Below are 17,459 nucleotides of genomic sequence, written 5' to 3'. Positions count from 1 at the left end.
ACCGAATGAGAGTCTGGGCAGTTGCCAATCAAAAGGGTGGAGTCGGCAAGACCACCACCTCCATCGCCTTAGCCGGCTTGCTGGCCGAAGCGGGCAAGCGTGTGGTCGTGGTCGACCTCGACCCCCACGGTTCCATGACCAGCTATTTCGGCTACGACCCGGATGCGCTGGAACACAGCTGCTATGACCTGTTCCTGCACAAGGGCAGCGTGCCGGCGGATTTGCCCGGGCAATTGCTGCTACCCACCAGCAACGAGAGCATTTCGCTGTTGCCATCGAGCACCGCGCTGGCCACCCTTGAGCGCCAGTCGCCGGGGCAGAGCGGCCTGGGCCTGGTGATCGCCAAAACCCTGGCGCAGCTGTGGCAGGATTTCGACTACGCGATCATCGACAGCCCGCCGTTGCTGGGCGTGCTGATGGTCAACGCCCTGGCGGCCAGCCAGCAATTGGTGATCCCGGTGCAAACCGAGCACCTGGCGGTCAAGGGCCTGGAACGCATGGTCAGCACCCTGGCGATGATCAACCGTTCGCGCAAACAGGCGCTGCCGTTCAGCATCGTGCCGACCTTGTTCGACCGCCGTACCCAGGCATCCCTCAGCACTTTGCGTGTATTGCGCGATGCCTATCCGGACACCATCTGGAACGGCTACATCCCGGTAGACACGCGCCTGCGTGATGCCAGCCGTGCAGGGCTCACGCCGTCGCAGTTCGATGGCAAGAGCCGTGGTGTGCTGGCCTACCGTGCGTTGCTCAAGCATCTGCTGTCGCAGCAGCTTGTGGCGCAGGTGGCGTGATGAACCGTCCTGTCGAATTCAAGACCCGGCCGCAACTGGCGCTGGAATCCTACTTGGATGCCCTGCTGCAGGATGCGACTGACGAAGCGCTGCCGGAACCGATTCTGGTACTTGAGCCTGCTGTAGAGCCTGACACTACGCTGGACGAATTCCAGCAGGCCGTCATGGAAGAGCAGGCGCGCGATGCGCAGGTGGTGGAGGCTCCAGTCGTGGTGCCGATCACCCCTGCGGTGGTGGCGCCGATGGTGGTCGAACCGGTGGTGGACGTGCACCTGCCGCCGAGTATCACGCCACCGCCGGTAACCGGTGACGGCCGCCCGGCCTGGGCGGCCGAGCCGTTCGAGTGCCTGCTGTTCGACGTCGCCGGCTTGACCCTGGCAGTGCCGCTGGTGTGCCTGGGCTCGATCTATTCTTTGGAAGGCCAGGAGCTGACACCGCTGTTTGGTCAGCCGGAGTGGTTTCTCGGCATCCTGCCCAGCCAGGCCGGCAACCTCAAGGTGCTGGATACCGCGCGCTGGGTGATGCCCGACCGCTACCGCGACGATTTCCGCCAGGGCCTGCAATACGTGATTTCGGTGCAGGGCTACGAATGGGGGCTGGCGGTGCATCAAGTCAGCCGCTCGTTGCGCCTGGACCCCAATGAAATCAAATGGCGCAGCCACCGCGGCCAGCGCCCCTGGCTGGCGGGCACCGTGATTGAGCACATGTGCGCATTGCTGGATGTCGCTGAACTGGCCGAGTTGATTGCCAGCGGTGCGGTCAAGGCGATGCCACAGAACAAACGTAGTTGATTGAACAATAAGGGCCGTGCGGTTGCGCGGCGCAATAGCATACACGCCGTCGATAGCGGCATTTGAAGGGGTTACACGAATGAACAAGTCAGCGTCCGCACAAGGTTTGGATGATCCGATCCTGCAATGGGTTACCTTCAAACTCGACAACGAGACCTACGGCATCAACGTGATGCGCGTGCAGGAAGTGCTGCGCTACACCGAGATCGCTCCGGTACCGGGTGCACCGAGCTATGTGCTGGGCATCATCAACCTGCGTGGCAATGTGGTGACAGTCATCGACACCCGCCAGCGTTTTGGCCTGGACACGGTTGAAGTCAGCGACAACACCCGTATCGTGATCATCGAAGCCGACAAGCAAGTGGTCGGGATCATGGTCGACAGCGTGGCCGAAGTGGTTTACCTGCGCCAATCGGAAGTGGAAACCGCACCGAATGTCGGTAACGAAGAATCGGCCAAGTTCATCCAGGGCGTGTGCAACAAGAACAACGAACTGCTGATCCTGGTTGAGCTGGACAAGATGATGAGCGAAGAAGAGTGGTCGGAACTGGAGAGCATCTGATTGTTCCTTGAGGCAGCGGTGATTGTCCTGGCCCTGTTGTGGGCCGGGACCTTGGCGTTTGTACTGCGCTATATGCGTCAGCAACGGGAGTTGGCCTTGCAACAGGCCGAACGCGATGCCGTGCGTGATCGGCGCATTCTGGAGCTGGTCAAGCGCGTGGATCATTACCAGCAGAGTGCGGTGCGGGTCGGCGATGAAGTGCATGAACTGCGCGCGATTCTCGGGCCTTTGCCGGATAAGTTGGTGCAATTGGAACAGCGCGACCCTTCGAACCTGTCCTTTGCCCAGGCGGCCAAGCTGGTGGGGATGGGGGCGACGGTGGACGAACTGACCCAGTCGTGCGGCTTGACCCAGGCCGAGGCGCAGTTGATGAGCAAATTGCACAAGAGCTGATTCGGTTGACTGATGATCAAAAGGTGGGAGGGTGCTTGCCCCCTCCCACCTTTTGATCATCAGTCAATTTTTCTCCATCCACAGACTTTTCCCGTTCTCCAAGGGTCAACATCCTTCAAGCACCTTGACCCAGGAGATACCCTCAAATGACCACCCCCAAAGCCCTGTTGATCCTTCACGGCAAACAAGCCCTGAACGAGGACGTGCGTGCCGCCGTGCTGGCCCGACGTGAGCAGGGTTGGGAGTTGGCGGTGCGGGTGACGTGGGAGGGTGGTGATGCCCAGCGGCTGGTCGATGAAGCCCTGGCTGACGGCTACACCCATATCATCGCCGGCGGCGGCGACGGTACGCTGCGCGATGTGGCCGAGGCCATGGCGCTGGCCAAGGCCGACGCCAGCCTGGTGTTGATGCCCCTGGGCACCGCCAATGACTTTGCCAAGGCCGCGGGCGTGCCGTTGGAACCGGCCGGCGCCCTGGCGTTGCTTGATGTCGAGCCCAAGGCCATCGACCTCGGCCAGGTGGGCGGGCAGATCTTCCTGAACATGGCCACCGGCGGTTTCGGTAGCCAGGTCACGGCCAACACCTCCGAAGACCTGAAGAAAGTCCTAGGCGGCGCCGCCTACCTGTTCACTGGTTTGTCGCGCTTCAGTGAATTGAAGGCTGCCTACGGGGAGCTGGAAGGCCCGGATTTCCACTGGAAAGGCGAGCTGCTCGCGCTGGGTATCGGCAACGGTCGCCAGGCCGGTGGCGGGCATGTCCTGTGCCCCGGCGCATTGGCCGATGATGGATTGCTCGACGTCAGCATCCTGCCAGCCCCCCAGGAAGTGGTCGGCACCCTGCGTGAATTGATGAACAATGGCTGGGGGCTGGACACCATGTTCGTTCGCGCACGTCTGCCATGGGTCAATATCAAGGTCGCCCAAGGCTTGTACATCAACCTCGATGGCGAGCCGCTGGAAGGCGACGACCTGCATTTCGAAGCGTTGCCCAAGGCGCTTCGCGTGCATCTGCCGCTGGGTTCGCCGTTAGTCGTCCAGGCTGATGATTTGCTCACGCACGGCGAATAACACCAGGCCCGCCACGTCGAAAATCTGCAAGCGCTTCATGATCTGCGAGCGATGGGCCTCTACAGTCTTGATGCTCAGACCCAGGCCCTGGGCGATTTCCCGGGTGGACTTGCCACGTACGATCAAACGCAAAATCTCCAGTTGCCGCGCCGTCAGGTTATGGCCGTGGGCAACGGGGGTGCTGGGGCTCTGGCTGCGGATCAGCGCCTGGTTGATCACCGTGTGGGCGATGGCGGGGCTCAGGTAGCGTTCGTTGTTACGCAGGGCCAGCAGGGCATGTTCCAACTCGTTGGCGGTGGTGTCCTTGAGCAGGTAGCCGTGGGCTCCGGACTCCAGCGCGCGCATGATCAGGTCTGGTTCAGTGTGCATCGACAGAATCAGCACCTTGCAGTTGGGGTAAAAGCGCTTGAGTTGCTGCAAGGCATCCAGCCCACCGGTGTGCCGCATCGACAGATCGAGCAGCACGATATCCGGCTGCAAGGCGCTGTATTGCGCCAGCAGTTGTGCGCCATCGCTGGCTTCGCCGATGACGCTGTAGCCGGGAATATCCAGAATCAGCGCACGCACACCGGCGCGAATCAGTGCGTGGTCATCCACCAGGAGTAAATTGCAGGTCACTCGAGAACCTTAGGGGCGCTGGCCCGTTCGAGAGCGCGGGGCGCCCAGGGGAAAAGTGCGTTGATACGGGTGCCGTTGCCAGGCTGGCTGCTGATGGAAAAGGTGCCCCCCAGCTGGTGTGTCCGTTCGCACATACCGGCCATGCCCCGTTGACCTTCCCGGCCCGGGTCGGGGGCAGGCGAGAACCCCTGGCCGTCATCGCAGATCATCAGCGACAGGCCTTCAGGCAGGCGTTGCAGGCGCACCAGCAGGTTGCGCGCCTTTGCATGGCGAAGCATGTTGGTCACCGCTTCCTGGGTGATGCGAAAGGCCGCCACGGCCACTTCTTCGGGGATGCCGGTGAGCCGTTGCTGACACTCCAGGCTCCAGCACACCTGGGTGTTTTCCAGGGTCTTGAGCAGGTGCGCGCGCAGGCTGGCTTCCAGGCCCAGGCTGGTCAGTTGGCGGGGGTTGAGGATGGCGCAGACGTCGCGCACCTTGGCCAGGGTTTCATTGAGCGTATTGCACAGCACCGTGCAATGGGTGTTCAGGTCCGGGGGCAGGCGGCGCTGCAACCATTCGCTTTGCAGTTTGGCGGCGGTCAGCAGTTGGCCGATATCGTCATGCAGTTCGCGGCTGAGCCGGTGGCGTTCGTTCTCCTGCACTTGCAGCAAGCGGTCGGCCAGCTCCTGGGGCTCGAACTTGATGGCTTTGCGCGAATTCCACTGTTGCAGCCCCACCACCACCAGCGTGGCGAAGTTGAGCAGCAGGATCGGCAACGGCAGCGGCGCGTCCTGCAGATAGGCCCACAGGCTGCCCAGCAATGAGCACAGGCACAGCGCAAGGGTGAGTCGGCGCACATGGCTGCGGGACACGGACCTGGCGATAAGTGACTTGAAACTCGCGTACATAGCGGATGGAGCCAATGAGGGTTCACTGCGGTGAGGCCGGTTGACCGGGCTCTGTTTGGAGTGCGCTGCCAAATCGTCTTTAAGCATGTTGAAGTTAAATCACTTCGAGCGGGGCATAGTACCACCCCGCTTACCGTTGGTCGCCTGATTGGTTTATGGCCCACACAAATACTCTGGCCGTTAATCCCAGAGTTGAAAGCGGAAAGTTGTATTAACGAAGTTGGTTTGTATAATTATTACATTGATGGCTAATTGATATTTTCCCATTGCGTCCAAGCCGGTCGTTTTTAGATAACTCGGCAGTTAAATACGACCTGCACGACGCTCACGACCCATGATGCAGATGCTGCGGCGGTGTACGGCTCAAATCCTTTTGCGGGATCTGCAAGGCAACCGTTGCGATCAATGAAGTTTGCTCGCTGTCATCCAGGCTCAGTTCACCGGTGCGGGTGTCGATCAGTTCCAGTTGCCAGGCCAGCAGGGTCAGGCAGTCATGCAGCGCGTCCAGCGCCTCGTCATGCAACTGCAGAGGGCTTTGGGCATTGGCGATCAGATTTTGCAGATGCCCCGAGAACTCGCTGATTGCCTGCAGCGCCAGGCCATCGGCTTTTTCAGCCAGTTTGGCCAAGCTGGCTTTCATGCAGTCGATGGCGTCGCTGTCGTTGCGGATCAAATGCAGATGGCTCAAACACTCTTCGGATTTGCCCAGAAGCAGTTGAGCCTCGCCCAGAAACGCGAGAAGTGCTGTTTGCCATTCGTTTGCGCTATTCATCATGCAAGTCTCCGCAACGTAAGGTCGGGTGATGAGATGTCGCACCGGGTGAATGGCTTAAAACTAGCGCTGAAATACGACTTGGACTTGTAGGTCGCTTCCGATGTTTCAGTAGGACGTTTATTGAAATGCTCACGAAAGTCGTATGTAGCCCCTGGGGTGCGGGATGACACGACTTCAGTTGCCGATACGTGAGTGCCTGAAAGGCCCGTGGGCCAAGGGCTGGGGATGGCAAACAAAAGCCTGACTCCATTCATGCAATGAGAATGGCGTCACATTAATGGCTATTAGATATCGCGAATATCAGGTTGGGCCTGATTGCGTATAGGGGAACCCCCTATATGGTGGAACTGCACGTCGGTTCGACTGTCGCGCACGGCGCCTTGAAACAGTATCAAGGGCCGAAGCAGTAAAGCATGATGTCAGTGTGACATCAATGGATTTACATGGCATTTTATTGGGGTCAAGGTCCGGCGCTTGCCGCCGATAATGTACCTATACGACTGCACACCCTCTCAACGCGCCTGCGGCGTGTACACCAGGAGCTTTTAATGGCCGGCATTCTCGACACGGTAGATCAACGCACGCAATTGGTGGGTGAGAATCGCCTGGAAATTCTCATGTTCCGCCTCTTCGGTCGGCAGTTGTTCGCGATCAACGTGTTCAAAGTGCAGGAAGTGCTGCAGTTACCCAAGCTGACCCTGATGCCCCAGCGCCACCCATTCGTGTGCGGGGTGGTCAACCTGCGGGGCCAGACCTTGCCGGTGATCGACTTGTCCCAGGCCATCGGTATGCGCCCTTTGGTGCCGGGGCCCAACAGCACCATCATCGTCACCGAATACAACCGTTCGGTGCAGGCGTTTCTGGTGGGCGGCGTTGACCGCATCGTCAACATGAACTGGGAAGCCATCCTGCCGCCGCCGACCAGCGCCGGTCGCCAGCACTACCTTACTGCCATCAGCAAGGTCGATGACCAGTTGGTGGAAATCATCGACGTGGAAAAAGTCCTCGCCGAGATCGTGCCCTATAACGCCAAGGTCTCGCGGGAAAAACTCGAAGACCCGGTGCTCGAACGTGCCCGTGGTCGCGAAGTGCTGTTGGTGGACGACTCCAACGTGGCGCTGTCGCAGTTGCGCGATACCCTGGGACAGTTGGGGGTGAAGATGCACATCGCCAGCGACGGTCTCAAGGCGTTGAACATGCTCAAAGCCTGGGCCGACAGCGGCCAGGTGATGACCGACAAGCTGCTGATGATCTTCACCGACGCCGAAATGCCCGAGATGGACGGCTACCGCCTCACCACCGAAATCCGCAACGACCCGCGCCTGCGCGGCCTCTATGTGGTGCTGCACACCTCGCTGTCGGGCAGCTTCAATGAGTCAATGGTGAAAAAGGTCGGCTGCGACAATTTCCTCTCCAAATTCCAGCCGGACAAGCTGGTGGATGTGGTGCGCGAGCGACTGATGTTGGACGAAGTGCCCGCCTGACTTTAGGATGACACTTTGTTTCCCAGGAAGGCAGGCCCATGCTTCGTCTCAGCGCGTTGTACCGTTACCCCCTCAAATCCGGCAAGGCCGAAGCCTTGCAGCACATCGGCCTGGATAAACTCGGCCTGCAAGGGGATCGACGTTGGATGCTGGTGGACGAAGCCAGTGGGCGGTTCCTGACGCAGCGGGCGGTGGCGAAGATGAGCCAACTGTCGGCGCTGTGGAACGACGCTGGCGGCCTGACCTTGAGTTCGCCGGGCTACTCATCGTTGGAGGTGGCGTTGCCGGAGGGTGCCAGTGAACTGCGCGGCGTGACCATCTGGCGCGACACCCTGCGCGTACCCGATGCTGGCGATGAGGCGGCCGCCTGGGTCAGCGAGTTTATCGGCAAGCCTACGCGCCTGGTGCAGCTTCCCCTGGAACGTGCGCGCACCACCGAAGCCGGCTACGGCAAGGATGACGACAAGGTCGGCTTTGCCGACGGCTACCCGCTGTTACTGATCGGCCAAGGCTCCCTGGATGACTTGTGTGAGAAGATCGGCCGCCCGATGGAGATGCTGCGTTTTCGTCCCAACCTGGTGATCGAAGGCGCTCAAGCCTTTGCCGAGGATGGCTGGAAGCGCTTGCGCATCGGCGATGTGGAGTTCCGGGTGGTCAAGCCGTGCTCGCGTTGCATCCTAACCACCATTGATCCCCGCACCGGCGAGCGCAGCCCCGACCGCGAACCCTTCGCGACGCTGGAGACCTATCGCAAGACCGAGAAGGGCGCGATGTTCGGCCAGAACCTGGTCAACGATGGCATCGGCCACTTGGAAGTCGGGATGCCGGTGACGGTCCTGGAATAAAAAATGCCCGTCTCGCTGGAGACGGGCATTTTTGTTTACCGGTGATACTTAGCCGCGGTATTCACACAGGTAAGCGGTGTCCACGGCGACCTTCAACTGGAACTTGCTGTTGGCCGGTACGTTGAACTGGCTGCCGGCGGCGAAGGTTTCCCACTCGGCGTCGGGCAGTTTGACGATCAGTGCGCCGCAGACCACATGCATGATTTCACGCTGGGCGGTACCGAATTCGTATTCACCCGGAGCCATCACGCCGATGGTCGCCGGACCTTCTGCAGTGCCGAAAGCGATCGACTTGACGGTGCCGTCGAAGTACTCGTTGACTTTGAACATGGGTGAATCCTCGGAAAAAGGGTCTGGAAAGGTCGGCCAGTATGCCCAAGCCCACGGGAGCTGCCTAGACCGGCAAAATCAACGGTAACAGGCGTGCGGTGTTACGCGCGTCTTCCAGGGCGCGATGCTGTTGGCCATTGAACTGCATCCCCGCCAATTGCAGCGCACCATTGAGCCCCAGTGGTTTGTCCAGGCGCCGGGCCTTGGCAAAGCGTTGCTTGAGGTTTACATGGGGCGTTTGCCCCAGGGCGCTGGACAGGCCATGGCGCTGCCATTCGAGTTCAAGTTGCACGCGATCGTAATCACCCCAGCTGGCCCAGCCTTCCAGGCGTGCCTGGTGCTGGCCCAGCCAGCGCTCGAACAGCGGCCACACCTCGGTGATCGGTGTGGCTGCGTCGATATTGGCTTGGGTGATATGGGTCAGCTTGCGGCAAAAGGGCGTCAGCAACGGCCGTCGCAGTGGCCGCACAAAGCGCTGAAAGTGATCCAGTTCGCGGCCCTGGCGGTTGACCAGGCTGGCGCCGATCTCGATGACTTCCATCTCCGTCACGGGCCAACCGCCGTCATCCGTTGTGGCTTCAAGGTCAATAATCAGCCAATGAGGCATGGTGCAGGTTCCCGTACTCGTCCCTTTCTGATGGGGATAGAGCGTAGCCCGGCCCTGTAGTTCCGCCTAGGGCGTTATTCGATCTGTAGCAAAACCTGACGATTGCGCACCTGATCGCCCGCCATGACCTGCACCGCCTTGACGATGCCGTCGATCCCGGCCTTCAGCGGGTGCTCCATTTTCATCGCTTCGAGCACCAGCAACAGTTGGCCTTTGGTGACTGTGTCGCCGACGCTGACCTGGATATCGACAATGGCGCCATCCATCGGCGCCTTGACCGTGCCACTGCTGGCATCCACCTGGCGGCTGGCGACCTGCTGGGTGCGGTTGGTCACCTTCACGCCGGGCAGCCACAGTTGGGTATCGTCGATGTAGTAGGCGGTACGCCGGCGGATGCCGTTGAGCACCCAGGTGACCCAGCGACCGTCGATGGTGAGTTGCAGGTCGTCGGCACTCACGGTGTGGGTTTGGCCATTGACCTCCAGGCGGTAGGTGCACGGCACATTGGCGGTGTTGCGCCATCCCGCCAGGCCGTGGGGATGCTGGTCGGCGCTGTGCCGGTAAAACAGCGCTGCGGCCAGGCTGAGCTGTTCAGTCGATGGCGCTTGGGGCAGTAGCTGGCCGAAGCGTTCGGCGATAAAGGCGGTGCTGAACTCGCCGGCGATAAAATCCGGCTGCTTGAGCAAATCAACCAAAAACCGCTGATTGGTGGTGACACCCAGTAGCACGGTGTCTTCCACTGCCCGCAGCAACTTTCGGCGAGCTTCTTCGCGAGTGGCGCCGTGGGCGATGATCTTGCCCAGCATCGGGTCGTAGAACGGGCTGATGGTTTCGCCTTCGCGTAGGCCATGGTCGATGCGCACGCAGGCGGCAGGCTCCCAGCGCAGCACCTCACCGGTTTGCGGCAGGAAGCCCTGGGCCGGGTCTTCGGCGTACAGGCGTACTTCCATGGCGTGGCCGCTCAGCACCACATCGGCTTGTGCCAGCGGCAGCGGCTGGCCGGCGGCGATGTGCAGTTGCCAGGCCACCAGGTCAAGGCCGGTGATCAGCTCGGTCACCGGGTGTTCGACTTGCAGGCGCGTGTTCATTTCCAGGAAATAAAACCGGCCATTGCGGTCGAGCAGAAACTCCACGGTACCGGCGCCGACGTAGCTCACCGCCCGCCCGGCCTCGAGCGCCGCGTCGCCCATGGCCTGGCGCAGTTCGGGCGTCATCACGGGGCAGGGCGCTTCTTCGATGACTTTCTGATGGCGGCGCTGGATCGAACAGTCGCGCTCGCCCAGGTAGATCAGGTTGCCATGGCGATCGCCGAACACTTGCACCTCAACGTGGCGCGGGTCGATCAGGGCCTGCTCAAGAATCAGTTCGTCGCTGCCAAAAGCGTTCATTGCCTCGGAGCGCGCAGTGCGCAGTTGCTCCAGCAGCTGTTCAGGTTGGTGTACCAGGCGCATGCCACGCCCGCCGCCACCGGCGCTGGCCTTGATCATCAGCGGGAAGCCGATGCGCTCGGCTTCCTGTTGCAGCGTGGCGTCGTCCTGGGCGCTGCCTTGGTAACCGGCGATACAGGGCACACCGGCGTCGAGCATGGCGATCTTCGACAGGCGCTTGCTGCCCATCAGCTCGATGGCTTCGCTGCTGGGGCCGATGAAAACGATATGGGCGTTCTGACAGGCGCGGGCGAAGTCGGGGTTTTCCGAAAGGAAGCCGTAGCCTGGGTGGATGGCGTCGGCGCCGGTGCGTCGGGCGGCGTCGAGGATGGCGGCGATGTTCAGGTATGACTGTTGTACGGGAGCCGGGCCGATATTCACGGCTTCGTCAGCCATCTGCACGTGCAGGGCATGGGTGTCGGCGTCGCTGTACACGGCCACGGTGCGGTAGCCCAGGGCTTGGGCAGTGCGCTGGATACGGCAGGCGATTTCGCCGCGGTTGGCGATCAGGATTTTGGTGAAGGCGGGCATTGGGTTATCCCTTACTGGATGTGGCGTGTGTTGGGGCCTCTTCGCAGGCAAGCCAGCTCCCACATTTGAAATGTGTTCCCTGTGGGAGCTGGCTTGCCTGCGATGGCGTCATCGAGACCAACCCGGCTTTCGCTTCTGCACAAACGCCTGCGTCCCCTCAATCCCTTCCTCGCTCGCCACCGCCTCGGCAAACCACTGCGCCCCGCGGTCCAGTACTGCATCAAGCGGCTCATCCACGCTTGCCAGCAACAGGGATTTGGTTCGCGCATTGGCCCCCGGCGCGCACTGCAATACCTGCCCCAACACTTCATCCAGCCGCTGCGCCAGTGCCTGGGCATCGTGCTCGACAAAATGCACCACGCCCAAACGGCCAGCCTCGATCCCATCAAACCGCGCCGCCGTCAGCGCCAGCCGCCGTGCCTGGGTCAAGCCGATGCGCTTGACCACAAACGGCGCTATCTGCGCCGGCAACAACCCCAGGCTGGTCTCCGGCAAGCCGAACTGCGCCTTGTGTTCGGCGATCGCAATATCGCTCACACAGGCCAACCCAAACCCACCGCCCAGCACCGCGCCTTGCAGCACTACGATTACCACCTGCGGCAGTGCTTGCACCTCTTGCAGCAAGGTGCCGAACGCGCGGTTCAACGCGTGTAACTGATCCCCCGCGCCGACCAGGTCCTTCACATCGGCCCCCGCGCAGAAATGCCCCCCCGCACCGCTGATCACCACGGCGCGTACCTGTCTGTCCAATTGCGCCAGTACTGCACGCAGTTCCTTGACCATGGCCAGGCTCATTGCATTGCGGCATTCGGGCCGGTTGAGGGTGATATGCAGCACGCCGTTATGGGCTTCCAGCAGCAGGGTACTCATGGCTTTTTACCGGGCAGGGTGCCCATCAGTTTGCAGATGATGCCCAGCATGATTTCGTCGGCACCGCCGCCAATCGATACCAGGCGCACGTCGCGGTAGGCGCGGGCCACCGGGTTGTCCCACATGAAGCCCATGCCGCCCCAATATTGCAGGCAACTGTCGCTGACCTCACGGCCCAGGCGTCCGGCCTTGAGCTTGGCCATGGACGCCAGGCGAGTCACGTCCTGGCCCTTGATGTACTGCTCGGTAGCCTGGTAGACCAACGCACGCAGACACTCGATTTCGGTGGCCAGTTCGGCCAGGCGGAAGTGGATCACCTGGTTGTCGATCAGCGCCTTGCCGAAGGTCTGGCGCTCTTTGCAGTATTCGATGGTGCTGTCGATGCAGTACTCCAGGCCCTTGATCATATTGGCCGCGCCAAACAGGCGCTCTTCCTGGAACTGCAGCATCTGCATCATGAAGCCTGCGCCTTCATGGCCGATGCGGTTGCGCTGCGGCACACGCACGCCGTCGAAGAACACCTGCGCGGTTTCGGAGCTGTGCATGCCGAGCTTTTCCAGGGGCGGGCTGACGCTGATGCCCGGGGTGTTCATCGGCACCATGATCAGCGACTTGTTGATATGCGGCTTGTCATCGGAGGTGTTGGCGAGCAGGCAGATAAAGTCAGCGCTGGGCGAGTTGGTGATCCACATCTTGCTGCCGTTGATCACATAGTCGTCGCCGTCTTTACGCGCATGGGTCTTGAGCCCGGCCACGTCGGAGCCGGCGCCGGTTTCCGACACGCCGATGCAGCCGACCTGTTCACCGCTGATGGCCGGGCGCAGGAACTCTTCGCGCAATTCATCGGAGCCGAAGCGAGCCAGGGCCGGGGTGCACATGTCGGTCTGCACGCCGATGGACATGGGGATGCCACCACAGTGGATGCTACCGAACGCTTCGGCGGCGACGATGGAGTAGCTGTAGTCCAGGCCCATACCGCCGAACTGCTGCGGCTTGGAAATACCCAGCAGGCCCAGGTCGCCGGCCTTGCGGAAGATCTCATGGATGGGAAAGCGCCCGGCTTTTTCCCACTCGTCGACATGGGGGTTGATCTCGCGGTCGACGAAGGCGCGCACGGTGCGGCGCAGTTCCTGGTGTTCCTGGGTGAAGATCATTTTTATTGTTCTCCTGATTAGAATCGCGCCACACCAAAGCTGTTCGGTTGCAGTTGCCTTAGTTCAGCCTCATGGCAGATATCCAGCAGGAACCCAAGCAAGGTGCGGGTATCCCGTGGATCGATCAACCCGTCATCCCACAGATTGGCGCTGCCGTAGAGCGCGGTGGACTGGCTGTCGAGCTTCTGCGCGGTGACCTGTTCGAGCATGTCCAGCACCTTTGGGTCGGGCACCAGGCCGTCCTTCAACTGCTTGGCCTCGGTGACGATGCGCAGCACCTTGCCGGCTTGCGCGCCGCCCATTACCGCTGTGCGGCTGTTGGGCCAGGCGAATATAAAACGGGGGTCAAGGCCGCGCCCGCACATCGCATAGTTACCGGCACCGTAGGAGCCACCGACCACCACCGTGAGTTTAGGCACGCGGGCGTTGGCCACCGCCTGAATCATCTTTGCACCGTGCTTGATCACCCCTTGCTGTTCGGACTCGGTGCCAACCATGAAGCCGGTGGTGTTGTGCAGGAACAGCAGCGGCGTACGGCTCTGATCACACAGCTGGATAAACTGCGCGGCTTTGCTCGCGCCTTTCGGCGTGATGGGGCCGTTGTTGCCGATCACACCAACGGCGCGGCCCTGGATATGCAGATGGCCGCAGACGGTATGGGCGTCGAACTCGCTTTTGAACTCCAGGAAATGAGAGGCGTCGGCCAGGCGCGCGAGGATTTCGCGCACGTCGTAGGGCTTTTTCGGATCATCGGGGATCAGCCCCAGCAACTCGTCGATGGGGTACAGCGGCTCGGCATAAGTGTTTTTTACCGCTGGCGGCTGCCGGTCATTCCACGGCAGCAGACCGACAATTTCTCGCACGATACGCACGCCATCGGCATCATTTTCCGCCAGGTATTCAGCGGTGCCGGCGGTTTGCGCGTGCATCTGCGCACCGCCCAAATCTTCGTCGCTGGCGACTTCGCCGGTGGCGGCCTTGAGCAGTGGTGGCCCGGCAAGGAACAGCTTGGCCTTGCCGCGCACCACCACCACGTAATCCGACAAGCCCGGCTGATACGCACCGCCTGCTGTGGCCGAGCCATGCACCACGGTGATCTGCGGCAGGCCCATCGCCGACATGCGCGCCTGGTTGGCAAAGCTGCGCGCGCCTTCGACGAAAATCTCGGCGGCATAATTGAGGTTGGCGCCGCCGCTTTCGGCGAGGGTCACCACCGGTAGTTTGTTCTCCATGGCGATCTGTTGCAGGCGCAGGGATTTCTTCAGGCCCGAGGGGGAAATGGTGCCGCCCTTGATCGCGCTGTTGTTGGCCACCACCAACATACGCACGCCGCTGACATAGCCGATGCCGGCGATCAGCCCGCCACCGGCGGCGCTGCCGTCCTTGTCGTCGTGGAGTTTGTAGCCGGCCAGGCTGGCCAGTTCCAGAAACGGCGCGCCCGGGTCGAGCAGCAGGTTGAGGCGCTCGCGGGGCAGCAATTGGCCGCGCTTGTCGAACTTGGGCCTGGCCTCCTCAGCCTTGGCCAGCAGGTTGTGTTCCAGTTGATGCAACTGGGCAATGGCGGCCAGCATGGCGGCGCGATTCTGCGTGAACTGTGGGCTGTGGGGATCGACCAGGGTTTCAATCGTCGGCATCGCGTTATTGCTCCGTCTTGAGCACATCCGGCAGATAGGCCCGGTGGAACCCATTGAAGGGTTGGCTCGGCGCCTGCGCCTTGTGCAGCGGCCATGCCCGACTGCCCAGGCTGGCGGCACCGTCGATGCGCAGCGTGCTGCCGCTGACAAAGGCCGCGGCCGGGCTGAGTAGAAAAACGATGGCCGCGCTGACTTCCGACTCGGTGCCGATGCGTTTGAGCGGCACATGCTCGCGCAAGGTGGGGATCACGGCCTTGAACGCGCCTTCATAGGTGTCCATGCCGCTGGAGGCAATCCAGCCGGGCGCCACGGCGTTGACGCGCACCCCGGCATAGCCCCATTCAAACGCGGCGGTCTTGGTGAAATTATCCATGCCCGCGCGCGCTGCGCCGGAATGGCCCATGCCGGGCATACCGCCCCACATGTCGGCGAGCATGTTGACGATTGATCCACCGTGCTTGCTCATCGACTGGTTGAACACTTCCCGCGCCACCAGGAAACCACCCACCAGGTTGGTGCGCAGTACGGTTTCAAAGCCCTTTTGGTTGATGGCGGCCAGGGGCGAGGGGTATTGGCCGCCGGCGTTATTGACCAGGCCATGGATGTGGCCATGGTCGTGCAGGATCTGCGTGACCAGCGCCTTCACCGCTTCTTCATCACGAATATCACAGACATGCCAATGGGCGTCGCCGCCATCTTCGGCAATTTCCGCTGCGACCTTCTGCAGTTTTTCCGGCTTGCGACCCACCAGGATCACGCGAGCGCCCAAGGCCGCCAGCTCATGGGCGGTGCAGCGGCCAATGCCACTGCCGCCTCCGGTGACAATCACGGTTTGCCCCTGGAACAGGTCGGCTTTGAAGATCGAGTCGAAGGCCACGGCGACGGTCCTTTAGGTGAGTTGGTCGGCAATGTGTTGCGGCACGGCGATGGGGATTTCCAGCAGTTGCTGGGCAAAGGCTTTGCCTTGCGGGTCGATGCGCAGGCTGGCGATACCACCGCCGCCCAGGGCATTTTCCAGCAGGAAATTCAGGCTGTGGCTGCCGGGTAGATACCAGCGCTCGACGCGGCCGTGAAGGGGGTCGAGCACGTGGCTCATCCAGTCGACGATCACCTCCCGGGTCAGCGTTTCGGCGATCCATGGCAGATAGTCGGGGTGGCGGGCGATCACGCCGATATTGCTGTGGTTACCCTTGTCACCGGAGCGCGCCACGGCAAGTTTCACCAGAGGCACGCTGGCGTCGGCGCGGCCTTGGGGTTTGGGCGGTTCGATGGGGGCAGCGGGCGTGCGTAGGGGGAGCGCGGCGGGCAGTTCGACGGCATGGCGTTGGCCTTGATAATCGATGCTCAGTGCACAGGCCGCCTTGTCGATCAGAAACGAAAACAGCCGAATCAACGGGTAGACCGTAGGCCGCCCGCCGACGATGCCGGTGAGCCCCGGCGCCATGCCGGTGGCCGCTTGCGCGATCTCGCGGGCGAACAGCACCAGGGCCTGTTTGCTCGGGTGCCTCACGGCCAGTTTCATCACCACTTCGCGGCAATCCTCACGCCGGGCATGGGCGCCGTAGGTGGCTTCGCTGCCCAGCAGCTCAATGTTCACGTCGGTGTAGGGCGCCCAACCGCGTTGGCTGAACAGTTGCTCGGTCTTGTTGATGATCGCCTGGCTGACCCGCTCGGCCTTGGCCACCGCGTCGATCCCGGCAAGCAGGCAACTGGCGGTACAGCGGAAACCATCAGGATAGGTGGCGCTGACCTTGTACTGATCGGTGGGTGGCAGCCCCTTGGCGCCGTGCACGCGCACTGAATGCTTGCCTTGCTGCTGCAACTTGACCTGGCTGAAATCGCAGATCACATCCGGCAGCAGATAGGCGCGCGGATCAGCGATTTCATACAGCAGTTGTTCGGCCACGCTGAGTTCACTGATCAGGCCGCCGCTGCCTTCGACTTTGTTGACGGTGAACTGGCCGTCGGCGCTGACTTCGACGATGGGGAAGCCGATGTGCTCGTAGTCCGGTACGTCGCGCCAATCGGTGAAATTGCCGCCGGTGCACTGGGCACCGCATTCGATGATATGCCCGGCCAGGGCGGCCTGGGCCAGATGATCGTAGTTTTGCCATGACCAGTTGAACTCGTGCACCAAGGCCGCGCTGACCACCGCGCTGTCGACCACTCGGCCGGTGATGACGATATCGGCGCCAAGCCCCAGGGCCTGGGCAATCCCCGGCGCGCCAAGGTAGGCATTGGCGGACACGCACAAAGGTGGCAGCGGGGCGCCATTGAACATGTCGGTGACGTTGGGCAGGTGTTTGAGTTGGGGGTGCAGGTCATCGCCGAGCAGCACCGCGATTTTCAGCGCAATGCCGGCCTGGTCGCAGGCCGCTTGCAGGGCGGCGGCGCAGGCCTGGGGGTTGATGCCGCCGGCATTGCTGATCACGCGGATGCCCTGGCGTTGGAGATCCGCCAGCAAGGGCGTGAGGACCTCGACAAAGTCCGTGGCGTAACCGGCCTTGGGGTCTTTCATGCGTGCTCCGGCGAGAATCGACATGGTGACTTCCGCCAGGTAGTCGAACACCAGGTAATCCAGGGCGCCGCCTTGCACCAATTGAGCGGCCGCCGTGCAGGTGTCACCCCAGAAGGCGCTGGCGCAGCCGATACGAACCGTTTTGCTCATGAGAAATCCTTCCTCCAGG

18 protein-coding genes are annotated in these 17,459 nt (G+C 61.7%); 7 read left to right on the top strand and 11 right to left on the bottom strand.

All coding sequences use genetic code 11. From position 1 onward, the window contains the following. Positions 1-5 precede the first annotated feature (5 nt). The 5 genes from FW800_RS05975 to yegS all read left to right on the top strand — a co-directional run bounded on the left by FW800_RS05975 (position 6) and on the right by yegS (position 3,607). The gene (locus FW800_RS05975) at positions 6-794 is read left to right on the top strand and encodes a ParA family protein (protein ID WP_005790028.1); all 789 of its coding nucleotides are present in this window, start codon (positions 6-8) and stop codon (positions 792-794) included. Further along, complete coding sequence (locus FW800_RS05970; protein ID WP_446437214.1) at positions 794-1,585, top strand: chemotaxis protein CheW; 792 nt, start codon at positions 794-796, stop codon at positions 1,583-1,585. Before FW800_RS05975 ends, FW800_RS05970 begins: the two co-directional genes overlap by 1 nt. 79 nt (positions 1,586-1,664) lie before the next feature. Beyond that, positions 1,665-2,147 carry a chemotaxis protein CheW gene (locus FW800_RS05965; protein ID WP_005790025.1) on the top strand — a complete coding sequence of 161 codons (483 nt, stop codon included), beginning with the start codon at positions 1,665-1,667 and terminating at the stop codon, positions 2,145-2,147. After that, positions 2,148-2,540, top strand: coding sequence for a DUF2802 domain-containing protein (locus tag FW800_RS05960; protein WP_005790023.1), 393 nt, complete (start codon positions 2,148-2,150; stop codon positions 2,538-2,540). It begins immediately after the preceding gene. 146 nt (positions 2,541-2,686) lie between these two features. Next, positions 2,687-3,607 (top strand): lipid kinase YegS, encoded by a 921-nt coding sequence (yegS, locus tag FW800_RS05955; RefSeq protein WP_032880078.1) that lies wholly within the window; start codon positions 2,687-2,689, stop codon positions 3,605-3,607. Here the strand turns inward: yegS and FW800_RS05950 are convergent. From FW800_RS05950 to FW800_RS05940, 3 genes are all read right to left on the bottom strand, one after another. Continuing rightward, positions 3,566-4,225: a response regulator gene (locus tag FW800_RS05950; RefSeq protein ID WP_446437213.1), complete on the bottom strand. Its 660-nt coding sequence runs from the start codon at positions 4,223-4,225 to the stop codon at positions 3,566-3,568. The genes yegS and FW800_RS05950 overlap by 42 nt on opposite strands. Then, entirely contained in the window at positions 4,222-5,115 is an 894-nt protein-coding gene (locus FW800_RS05945; protein WP_032880081.1) for a sensor histidine kinase, read from the bottom strand. Before FW800_RS05945 ends, FW800_RS05950 begins: the two co-directional genes overlap by 4 nt. Before the next feature lie 325 nt (positions 5,116-5,440). After that, positions 5,441-5,890, bottom strand: a complete 450-nt coding sequence (locus tag FW800_RS05940; RefSeq protein WP_103733692.1) for a hypothetical protein — start codon at positions 5,888-5,890, stop codon at positions 5,441-5,443. Positions 5,891-6,438: 548 nt separating this feature from the next. Between FW800_RS05940 and FW800_RS05935 the strand changes: the two genes are divergently transcribed. Both FW800_RS05935 and FW800_RS05930 read left to right on the top strand, forming a co-directional pair. Further along, a complete protein-coding gene (locus FW800_RS05935) occupies positions 6,439-7,374 on the top strand; it encodes a chemotaxis protein CheV (protein WP_005790014.1) in 936 nt (311 codons plus the stop codon). Between the two features lie 38 nt (positions 7,375-7,412). Further along, positions 7,413-8,219, top strand: a complete 807-nt coding sequence (locus FW800_RS05930) for an MOSC domain-containing protein (RefSeq protein WP_005790011.1) — start codon at positions 7,413-7,415, stop codon at positions 8,217-8,219. 48 nt (positions 8,220-8,267) lie between these two features. Here FW800_RS05930 and ppnP read toward each other — a convergent pair whose 3' ends face one another. From ppnP to FW800_RS05890, 8 genes are all read right to left on the bottom strand, one after another. Further along, the gene (gene ppnP, locus FW800_RS05925) at positions 8,268-8,549 is read right to left on the bottom strand and encodes a pyrimidine/purine nucleoside phosphorylase (protein ID WP_032880083.1); all 282 of its coding nucleotides are present in this window, start codon (positions 8,547-8,549) and stop codon (positions 8,268-8,270) included. Positions 8,550-8,613: 64 nt separating this feature from the next. Continuing rightward, positions 8,614-9,156 (bottom strand): exonuclease domain-containing protein, encoded by a 543-nt coding sequence (locus tag FW800_RS05920; protein WP_005790007.1) that lies wholly within the window; start codon positions 9,154-9,156, stop codon positions 8,614-8,616. A gap of 74 nt (positions 9,157-9,230) precedes the next feature. Further along, positions 9,231-11,114 carry an acetyl-CoA carboxylase biotin carboxylase subunit gene (locus tag FW800_RS05915; protein ID WP_446437212.1) on the bottom strand — a complete coding sequence of 628 codons (1,884 nt, stop codon included), beginning with the start codon at positions 11,112-11,114 and terminating at the stop codon, positions 9,231-9,233. 108 nt (positions 11,115-11,222) lie between these two features. Then, the gene (locus tag FW800_RS05910; protein WP_446437211.1) at positions 11,223-11,984 is read right to left on the bottom strand and encodes an enoyl-CoA hydratase/isomerase family protein; all 762 of its coding nucleotides are present in this window, start codon (positions 11,982-11,984) and stop codon (positions 11,223-11,225) included. Next, entirely contained in the window at positions 11,981-13,138 is a 1,158-nt protein-coding gene (atuD, locus tag FW800_RS05905) for a citronellyl-CoA dehydrogenase (protein WP_446437210.1), read from the bottom strand. Before atuD ends, FW800_RS05910 begins: the two co-directional genes overlap by 4 nt. Positions 13,139-13,155: 17 nt before the next feature. Next, the gene (locus FW800_RS05900; protein ID WP_446437209.1) at positions 13,156-14,772 is read right to left on the bottom strand and encodes an acyl-CoA carboxylase subunit beta; all 1,617 of its coding nucleotides are present in this window, start codon (positions 14,770-14,772) and stop codon (positions 13,156-13,158) included. Between the two features lie 4 nt (positions 14,773-14,776). Next, on the bottom strand, positions 14,777-15,649 hold the full coding sequence (locus FW800_RS05895; protein ID WP_446437208.1) for an SDR family oxidoreductase: 873 nt from the start codon (positions 15,647-15,649) through the stop codon (positions 14,777-14,779). A gap of 12 nt (positions 15,650-15,661) precedes the next feature. Next, positions 15,662-17,440, bottom strand: coding sequence for an acyclic terpene utilization AtuA family protein (locus FW800_RS05890; RefSeq protein WP_032880091.1), 1,779 nt, complete (start codon positions 17,438-17,440; stop codon positions 15,662-15,664). Between the last annotated feature and the right edge of the window lie 19 nt (positions 17,441-17,459).

It is taken from the genome of Pseudomonas sp. 910_23 (assembly GCF_052850795.1).
This window is presented reverse-complemented; position numbering and strand designations above follow the sequence as displayed.

What these genes read in the sequence shown, in the direction of transcription:
- FW800_RS05975 (WP_005790028.1), top strand. Translation starts at nt 6, where the DNA reads ATGAGAGTCTGGGCAGTTGCCAATCAAAAGGGTGGAGTCGGCAAGACC.
- FW800_RS05970 (WP_446437214.1), top strand. Translation starts at nt 794, where the DNA reads ATGAACCGTCCTGTCGAATTCAAGACCCGGCCGCAACTGGCGCTGGAA.
- FW800_RS05965 (WP_005790025.1), top strand. Translation starts at nt 1,665, where the DNA reads ATGAACAAGTCAGCGTCCGCACAAGGTTTGGATGATCCGATCCTGCAA.
- yegS (WP_032880078.1), top strand. Translation starts at nt 2,687, where the DNA reads ATGACCACCCCCAAAGCCCTGTTGATCCTTCACGGCAAACAAGCCCTG.
- FW800_RS05945 (WP_032880081.1), bottom strand. Translation starts at nt 5,115, where the DNA reads ATGTACGCGAGTTTCAAGTCACTTATCGCCAGGTCCGTGTCCCGCAGC.
- FW800_RS05940 (WP_103733692.1), bottom strand. Translation starts at nt 5,890, where the DNA reads ATGATGAATAGCGCAAACGAATGGCAAACAGCACTTCTCGCGTTTCTG.
- FW800_RS05935 (WP_005790014.1), top strand. Translation starts at nt 6,439, where the DNA reads ATGGCCGGCATTCTCGACACGGTAGATCAACGCACGCAATTGGTGGGT.
- FW800_RS05930 (WP_005790011.1), top strand. Translation starts at nt 7,413, where the DNA reads ATGCTTCGTCTCAGCGCGTTGTACCGTTACCCCCTCAAATCCGGCAAG.
- ppnP (WP_032880083.1), bottom strand. Translation starts at nt 8,549, where the DNA reads ATGTTCAAAGTCAACGAGTACTTCGACGGCACCGTCAAGTCGATCGCT.
- FW800_RS05920 (WP_005790007.1), bottom strand. Translation starts at nt 9,156, where the DNA reads ATGCCTCATTGGCTGATTATTGACCTTGAAGCCACAACGGATGACGGC.
- FW800_RS05915 (WP_446437212.1), bottom strand. Translation starts at nt 11,114, where the DNA reads ATGCCCGCCTTCACCAAAATCCTGATCGCCAACCGCGGCGAAATCGCC.
- FW800_RS05910 (WP_446437211.1), bottom strand. Translation starts at nt 11,984, where the DNA reads ATGAGTACCCTGCTGCTGGAAGCCCATAACGGCGTGCTGCATATCACC.
- atuD (WP_446437210.1), bottom strand. Translation starts at nt 13,138, where the DNA reads ATGATCTTCACCCAGGAACACCAGGAACTGCGCCGCACCGTGCGCGCC.
- FW800_RS05900 (WP_446437209.1), bottom strand. Translation starts at nt 14,772, where the DNA reads ATGCCGACGATTGAAACCCTGGTCGATCCCCACAGCCCACAGTTCACG.
- FW800_RS05890 (WP_032880091.1), bottom strand. Translation starts at nt 17,440, where the DNA reads ATGAGCAAAACGGTTCGTATCGGCTGCGCCAGCGCCTTCTGGGGTGAC.